The organism is Stenotrophomonas pictorum JCM 9942 (genome assembly GCF_001310775.1).
Taxonomy (GTDB): domain Bacteria; phylum Pseudomonadota; class Gammaproteobacteria; order Xanthomonadales; family Xanthomonadaceae; genus Stenotrophomonas; species Stenotrophomonas pictorum.
In genome coordinates, this window is the sequence record NZ_BAZI01000183.1 from 1 (window position 1) to 5,570 (window position 5,570).

The window sequence follows — 5,570 nt, forward strand, 5'->3', positions numbered from 1 at the left end:
GGCGCAGGAACAGGCGTCGGTCGACGTTGCCGGCCACCAGGTGCGAGACGCCCGAGGCGCCGGTGGTGAATACCTCGGCGGTGTGGATGCTGGCACTCACCGCGGCAGGCGGCAGGCCCATGCTGAGCAGCACGGAGGAGGAGATCAGGCCGAAGGCCATACCAAGTGCGCCGTCCACCAGCTGCGCACCGAGCCCGATCAGGATGAACCAGTAGAACTCGCTGCCAAATTCCATATCGCCAGCCTGCGGGCAGAGTCCGGAGCGGTCAAGGAAAGCTCCATCGGCAACGGTTCTCCGGCATCTGCGGTGGCCGGCTGCGGGGAAGTCGGGCGGACAGGGGCGGGTATTTCCGCCGCTGTTCCAGCAGATCATCCGGGCCGCCGGGCAGCGGTGTCGCCCAGACAAAAGCCCCCGGTCGAGAGGGGGCTTTTTTGATGGATGCCGCGATCATCGCGCTGATCGCACAGGCGCTGGCGCGATGGTTGAAGGCGTGTCAGCGGGTTCCGTACAGCACCACGGTCTTGCCGCGGGCGTGAAGGATGCCATCCACCTGCAGCTTCTTCAGCACGCGGCCGGCCATTTCACGCGAACACCCCACCAGCCGGGCGATCTCCTGCCGCGACACGCGCAACTGGGTGCCTTGTGGATGACTCATCGACTCCGGCTCCTTGGCCAGATCGTGCAGGGTGCGGATGATGCGGTCAGTCACGTCCAGGAACGCCAGGCGGCTGGCTTTGCGGCTGGTATGCAGCAGGCGCCGGGAGATCTGCGAGCCGATGGCATACAGCAGTTTCGGGGCGTCGGTGGACAGCGGCCCCAAGAACAGCTGGTGCAGGCGTTCATAGCTGATTTCAGCCAATTCACACGGAGTGCGGGTGCGCAGGATGACCTCGCGCTTGTCCGATTCGATGAACAGGCCCATCTCGCCAACAAACTCGCCGGCGCCGAAATAGCCCAGCACCAGTTCACGGTCGTCGTCTTCCTCGGCAATGATGCTGACCGAGCCGCTGATCACGTAATACAGGGTGCCGGCCGGGTCGCCAGGGCGGAACACATCGGTCCGGGTAGGGTAGCGGCGCCGGTGGCTGTGGGCCAGAAAGCGTTCGATGGTGGCTATATCCAGAGCCAGTGGGCTGGAGGCGAGGCGCGCGTTGGACACGGTGGTGGCGTTCCCTTGGCTCATGATGGCGTTCACATGACGAATGAACATGCTTAACGGACAAGCTTAGCGGCGCTGACCCCACCGGGCAAACCGGGGTAATGTGGGTACGTATCGCAGGGGGGGACTTTGCCCCATAATCGCCACCTTTCCCACCATCTACAGGATCGACCGCCGTGGTCAAGCCGTTGCCTCGCCTGAGGTTGCAAGGATTCAACAACCTCACCAAGGCCTTGAGCTTCAACATTTATGACGTCTGTTATGCGCGTACCGAAGAGGAGCGCCAGCGTTATATCGAGTACATCGACGAGGAATACAACGCCGATCGACTCACGCAGATCCTCACCGATGTCGCTGAGATCATCGGTGCGAACATCTTGAATATTGCGCGCCAGGACTACGACCCGCAGGGGGCGTCGGTCACGATCCTGATCTCCGAAGAACCGGTGATCGACAAGAAGGCCGCCGGCAAGGAGTTGATCTCCGATGCGGTCGTCGCGCACATGGACAAGTCGCACATCACCGTTCACACCTACCCGGAAACCCATCCGCAGGAAGGTATCGCCACGTTCCGCGCCGACATCGATGTGGCCACCTGCGGCGTGATCTCGCCGCTGAAGGCCTTGAACTATCTGATCGAGAGCCTGGAATCGGACATCGTGATCATGGATTACCGTGTTCGCGGTTTCACCCGTGACGTGAAGGGCAAGAAGCACTACATCGACCACAAGATCAACTCGATCCAGAACTTCCTGGCCAAGAACATCAAGTCGCGTTACGAGATGTTCGACGTCAACGTTTATCAGGAAAACATCTTCCACACCAAGATGCACCTGAAGGACTTCGACCTGGACCAGTACCTGTTCGAAGAGAAGGCCAAGAACCTCTCGTTCAAGGAGCGCATGAAGATCGAGCGCTGCTGCGTCGTGAGATCGAGGAGCTGTTCCACGGCCGCAACCTGGCCGAGTGAGTCTCAACGCGGCGGCGGGCGTGCCCGCTGCCGTGACAACTGGCGGGACGGCCCGCCCTGCAGTGGATGCAGACGATTGCCGACGGCGGCCCGGTGCAGACATCGGGCCGCCGTTTTTTTTTGGATTTGTGGAGGAGTTGTGTGATGCCCTGGATCTATCTGCTGCTGGCCGGCGTATTCGAGATCGGGTTTGCCCTGGGCCTGAAGTACAGCGAAGGCTTCACCCGTCTGTGGCCAAGCGTTCTGACGGTGGTGCTTGCCGCGATCAGCCTGTGGTTGCTGACCCAGGCGCTGCGTACCATCCCGGTGGGTACCGGCTATGCGGTATGGACCGGAATCGGTGCGGTCGGCGTGGCGGTGGCCGGGGTGCTGCTGTTCGGCGACGATGCATCGTGGTCGCGGCTGCTGTGCATCGGCTTGATTGTCAGCGGTGTGGTCGGCTTGAAGCTGGTCTCCTAAGCCGATGCCCCCGTTTGGGCTGCCGGCGCTCCTGGAGGGCCGATGTGCGCCGGAAGGCCGGATGCGTTGGCCGCCGCCCGGTGCAGTGTCGGGTAGTCGGCGTCTCCGGATGCCGTGGCCCGCACATTTTCCGGGGTGGATCCAAGCGCGTGGGCGCTTCACTCAGAGCCGGTAAGCCACGGCCTTCATTGCCTTGGACGCCAGCGCCATCGCCGACGGGATCGGAAACGGCAGTTTGCGTGCGCCGGCATGTTCGGCGTGCTCGGCGTGGCGGGCCTCGTCGAGCTTCATCACCTGCAGGATGGCGCGGCTGCGCTGGTCGGCCGGCGGCAGGGTCTGCAGATGCTCATCCAGATGGGCCTCCACCTGGCGCTCGGTCTCCACCACGAAGCCCAGGTTCCAACCATCGCCGCGCAGGCCGGCGAGGGTGCCGATGGTGTAGCTGCCGGCGTACCACAGCGGGTTGAACAGGCTGGGGCGGCTGCCCAGCTCGTGCAGGCGGTCGGCGCACCAGCTCAGGTGGTCGGTTTCTTCCTGTGCCGCTGCGAGCAGATGGCCGCGCGTGGCGGGGTCGCGGGCAACCGCGGCCTGCCCGAAATACAGGCCCTGCGCGCAGACTTCGCCGACATGGTTGATGCGCATCAGTCCGGCCGCATGCCGGACTTGGTCCGGGTCCAGTGCCGCCTCGGGTGTGTCACCGGCGGGATTGGGCCGGACAGCCATTGGACTCCCGAACACCGTGTCCAGCGCACGCTGTGCTTCGGTCAACAGGTGATCCAGGGGTGTCTGTATACGTGCGGTGGGCATGGGCTGCAGGCGGGTAAGCGGATGCCCGATTCTCGCCGCTGGGTCAGGGTATGCCAAGGCGGAGGCATGTGCCCGGTTGCCAGGTTGCGCAGTCCCGTTGCGGCTGGTAGAATCCCGCCTCTTGCGTTTCACCTTCACAACGCGTGGCAGAGTTCCGGTGGTCCATCGCCGCAATGAGCCCGACCTAACAGAGTTCTTTATGAGCACTTTCACTGCAAAGAACGAGACCGTCCAGCGCGACTGGTACCTCGTTGATGCCGACGGCAAGACCCTTGGTCGTCTGGCTTCCGAACTGGCCCGCCGTCTGCGCGGCAAGCACAAGCCGGTTTACACCCCCCACGTTGATACCGGCGACTACCTGGTCGTCATCAATGCAGAAAAGATTGCCGTCACCGGCAACAAGCTGCAGGACAAGATGTATCACCGTTTCACCGGTTACATCGGCAACCTGAAGAGCGAGAATCTGGCTCAGGCGCTTGAGCGTCATCCGGAGCGCGTGCTCGAGACCGCGGTCAAGGGCATGCTGCCGAAGGGCCCGCTGGGTCGCCAGATGTACCGCAAGCTCAAGGTCTACGCCGGCACTGAGCATCCGCACGCCGCACAGCAGCCGCAGGTTCTGGATATCTAATCATGGCTATCACTCAAAACTACGGCACTGGCCGCCGCAAGTCCTCCACCGCTCGCGTGTTCCTGCGCAAGGGTTCGGGCAACATCACCGTCAATGGTCGTCCGCTGGACGAGTTCTTCGGTCGTGAGACCGCGCGCATGATCGTGCGCCAGCCGCTCGAGCTGACCAAGAACACCGAAAGCTTCGACATCCTGGTCACCGCCGCTGGCGGCGGCACCACCGGTCAGGCCGGTGCGATCCGTCTGGGCATCGCCCGTGCACTGGTCGAATACGACGAAACCCTGAAGTCCGAGCTGCGCAAGGCTGGCTTCATGACCCGTGACGCCCGTGAAGTCGAGCGTAAGAAGGTCGGTCTGCACAAGGCCCGTCGCGCCACCCAGTTCTCCAAGCGCTGATTTCCAGTGCTCTGGATCGGGCGACTCCGGTTGCCCGACTGGTTGCGAAGCAAAAGCCCGGCTCGTCCGGGCTTTTGTTGTTTCTGGCGTCGGTGCAGTGTGGGTGCGCGGGTGGGGTCGGGCATAGAAAAAGGCCAGGTCATTCGATCTGGCCTTTTTGGTATCTGGCAGCCCCGGAAGGATTCGAACCTCCGAATGCCTGAGTCAGAGTCAGGTGCCTTACCGCTTGGCGACGGGGCTAGGTGTGGGCCGGATTATCGCATGCCATGCGTGTGGAAGCCAGATTTCGCATGTTTTGACTGGCATTGATAAATAAAAAAAGGCCAGATCATTCGATCTGGCCTTTTTGGTATCTGGCAGCCCCGGAAGGATTCGAACCTCCGAATGCCTGAGTCAGAGTCAGGTGCCTTACCGCTTGGCGACGGGGCTGTGGTTGCGAGAGTTGCCTCTCTGTTCCCTGTGGTGGCTATGGGTGGACTCGAACCACCGACCCCAGCATTATGAGTGCTGTGCTCTAACCGGCTGAGCTACATAGCCTCAGGGAGCCCGCAATTATTCTTGGACGGCCGGACTATGTCAACAGGTTTTTTCCGTGCTTGTGGCCTGAGGGCGGCCATGGCAGAGTCGCTGCAGTAGATTTTTCAGGAGTCCGCATCGTGATCGATCCGGACGGCTATCGACCGAACGTCGGCATTGTGCTGATGCGTGAGGATGGGCAGGTGTTCTGGGCACGCCGCGTGCGCCGGGATGGCTGGCAGTTCCCGCAAGGTGGAATGAACACCGACGAGACGCCGGTCGAGGCCATGTATCGCGAGTTACAGGAAGAAACCGGTCTGTTGCCTGAGCACGTCGAAGTGCTGGGGGCCACGCCTGGCTGGTTGCGCTACCGGCTGCCCGCCAGGGCCATCCGCCATAACGAGCGCCAGGTCTGCGTCGGCCAGAAGCAGGTCTGGTTCCTGCTGCGTCTGACCGGCGATGAAGCGCATGTGCGCCTGGACCTGACCGAGACCCCGGAATTCGACCATTGGCGCTGGGTGGACTTCTGGTACCCAGTCGAGCATGTGGTGATGTTCAAGCGGGGTGTCTATGCGCGTGCGCTGCGGCATCTGGCGCCGCTGGCGCAGGGGGTGGCGGGGGGCGGTATTCAGGCG

7 protein-coding genes, 3 tRNA genes and 1 pseudogene are annotated in these 5,570 nt (G+C 62.6%); 5 read left to right on the forward strand and 6 right to left on the reverse strand.

Annotated elements, in window-relative coordinates:
• Nucleotides 1–235: TSUP family transporter (locus JCM9942_RS10120; RefSeq protein WP_157722860.1), on the reverse strand; the 235-nt coding region annotated here is incomplete at its 3' end.
• 259 nt (nt 236–494) lie between these two features.
• Nucleotides 495–1,184 (reverse strand): cAMP-activated global transcriptional regulator CRP, encoded by a 690-nt coding sequence (gene crp / locus JCM9942_RS10125; protein WP_054659443.1) that lies wholly within the window; start codon nt 1,182–1,184, stop codon nt 495–497.
• A gap of 152 nt (nt 1,185–1,336) precedes the next feature.
• On the opposite strand from crp, the pseudogene speD reads away from it, so the two are divergent.
• Both speD and JCM9942_RS10135 read left to right on the forward strand, forming a co-directional pair.
• A pseudogene (gene speD, locus JCM9942_RS10130) lies at nt 1,337–2,130 on the forward strand (adenosylmethionine decarboxylase).
• 144 nt (nt 2,131–2,274) lie between these two features.
• The gene (locus tag JCM9942_RS10135; protein ID WP_054659435.1) at nt 2,275–2,589 is read left to right on the forward strand and encodes a DMT family transporter; all 315 of its coding nucleotides are present in this window, start codon (nt 2,275–2,277) and stop codon (nt 2,587–2,589) included.
• Nucleotides 2,590–2,751: 162 nt separating this feature from the next.
• Here the strand turns inward: JCM9942_RS10135 and coq7 are convergent, their stop codons facing one another.
• Nucleotides 2,752–3,396, reverse strand: a complete 645-nt coding sequence (coq7, locus tag JCM9942_RS10140; protein WP_054659437.1) for a 2-polyprenyl-3-methyl-6-methoxy-1,4-benzoquinone monooxygenase — start codon at nt 3,394–3,396, stop codon at nt 2,752–2,754.
• Nucleotides 3,397–3,595: 199 nt separating this feature from the next.
• Here coq7 and rplM point away from each other — a divergent pair, with 199 nt between their 5' ends.
• On the forward strand, nt 3,596–4,024 hold the full coding sequence (gene rplM / locus JCM9942_RS10145) for a 50S ribosomal protein L13 (protein WP_054659439.1): 429 nt from the start codon (nt 3,596–3,598) through the stop codon (nt 4,022–4,024).
• Between the two features lie 2 nt (nt 4,025–4,026).
• Nucleotides 4,027–4,419 (forward strand): 30S ribosomal protein S9, encoded by a 393-nt coding sequence (gene rpsI, locus JCM9942_RS10150; RefSeq protein ID WP_005411311.1) that lies wholly within the window; start codon nt 4,027–4,029, stop codon nt 4,417–4,419.
• A gap of 165 nt (nt 4,420–4,584) precedes the next feature.
• Here the strand turns inward: rpsI and JCM9942_RS10155 are convergent.
• The 3 genes from JCM9942_RS10155 to JCM9942_RS10165 form a co-directional block, all read right to left on the reverse strand.
• Nucleotides 4,585–4,659 (reverse strand) — tRNA-Gln (locus JCM9942_RS10155).
• A gap of 114 nt (nt 4,660–4,773) precedes the next feature.
• Nucleotides 4,774–4,848 (reverse strand) — tRNA-Gln (locus tag JCM9942_RS10160).
• A gap of 31 nt (nt 4,849–4,879) precedes the next feature.
• Nucleotides 4,880–4,956: transfer RNA gene (locus JCM9942_RS10165), tRNA-Met, on the reverse strand.
• Nucleotides 4,957–5,075: 119 nt separating this feature from the next.
• On the opposite strand from JCM9942_RS10165, the gene JCM9942_RS10170 reads away from it, so the two are divergent.
• On the forward strand, nt 5,076–5,570 hold a 495-nt coding region (locus tag JCM9942_RS10170), incomplete at its 3' end, for an RNA pyrophosphohydrolase (RefSeq protein ID WP_054659441.1).

What these genes read in the sequence shown, in the direction of transcription:
- crp (WP_054659443.1), bottom strand. Translation starts at nt 1,184, where the DNA reads ATGAGCCAAGGGAACGCCACCACCGTGTCCAACGCGCGCCTCGCCTCC.
- JCM9942_RS10135 (WP_054659435.1), top strand. Translation starts at nt 2,275, where the DNA reads ATGCCCTGGATCTATCTGCTGCTGGCCGGCGTATTCGAGATCGGGTTT.
- rpsI (WP_005411311.1), top strand. Translation starts at nt 4,027, where the DNA reads ATGGCTATCACTCAAAACTACGGCACTGGCCGCCGCAAGTCCTCCACC.
- coq7 (WP_054659437.1), bottom strand. Translation starts at nt 3,396, where the DNA reads ATGCCCACCGCACGTATACAGACACCCCTGGATCACCTGTTGACCGAA.
- rplM (WP_054659439.1), top strand. Translation starts at nt 3,596, where the DNA reads ATGAGCACTTTCACTGCAAAGAACGAGACCGTCCAGCGCGACTGGTAC.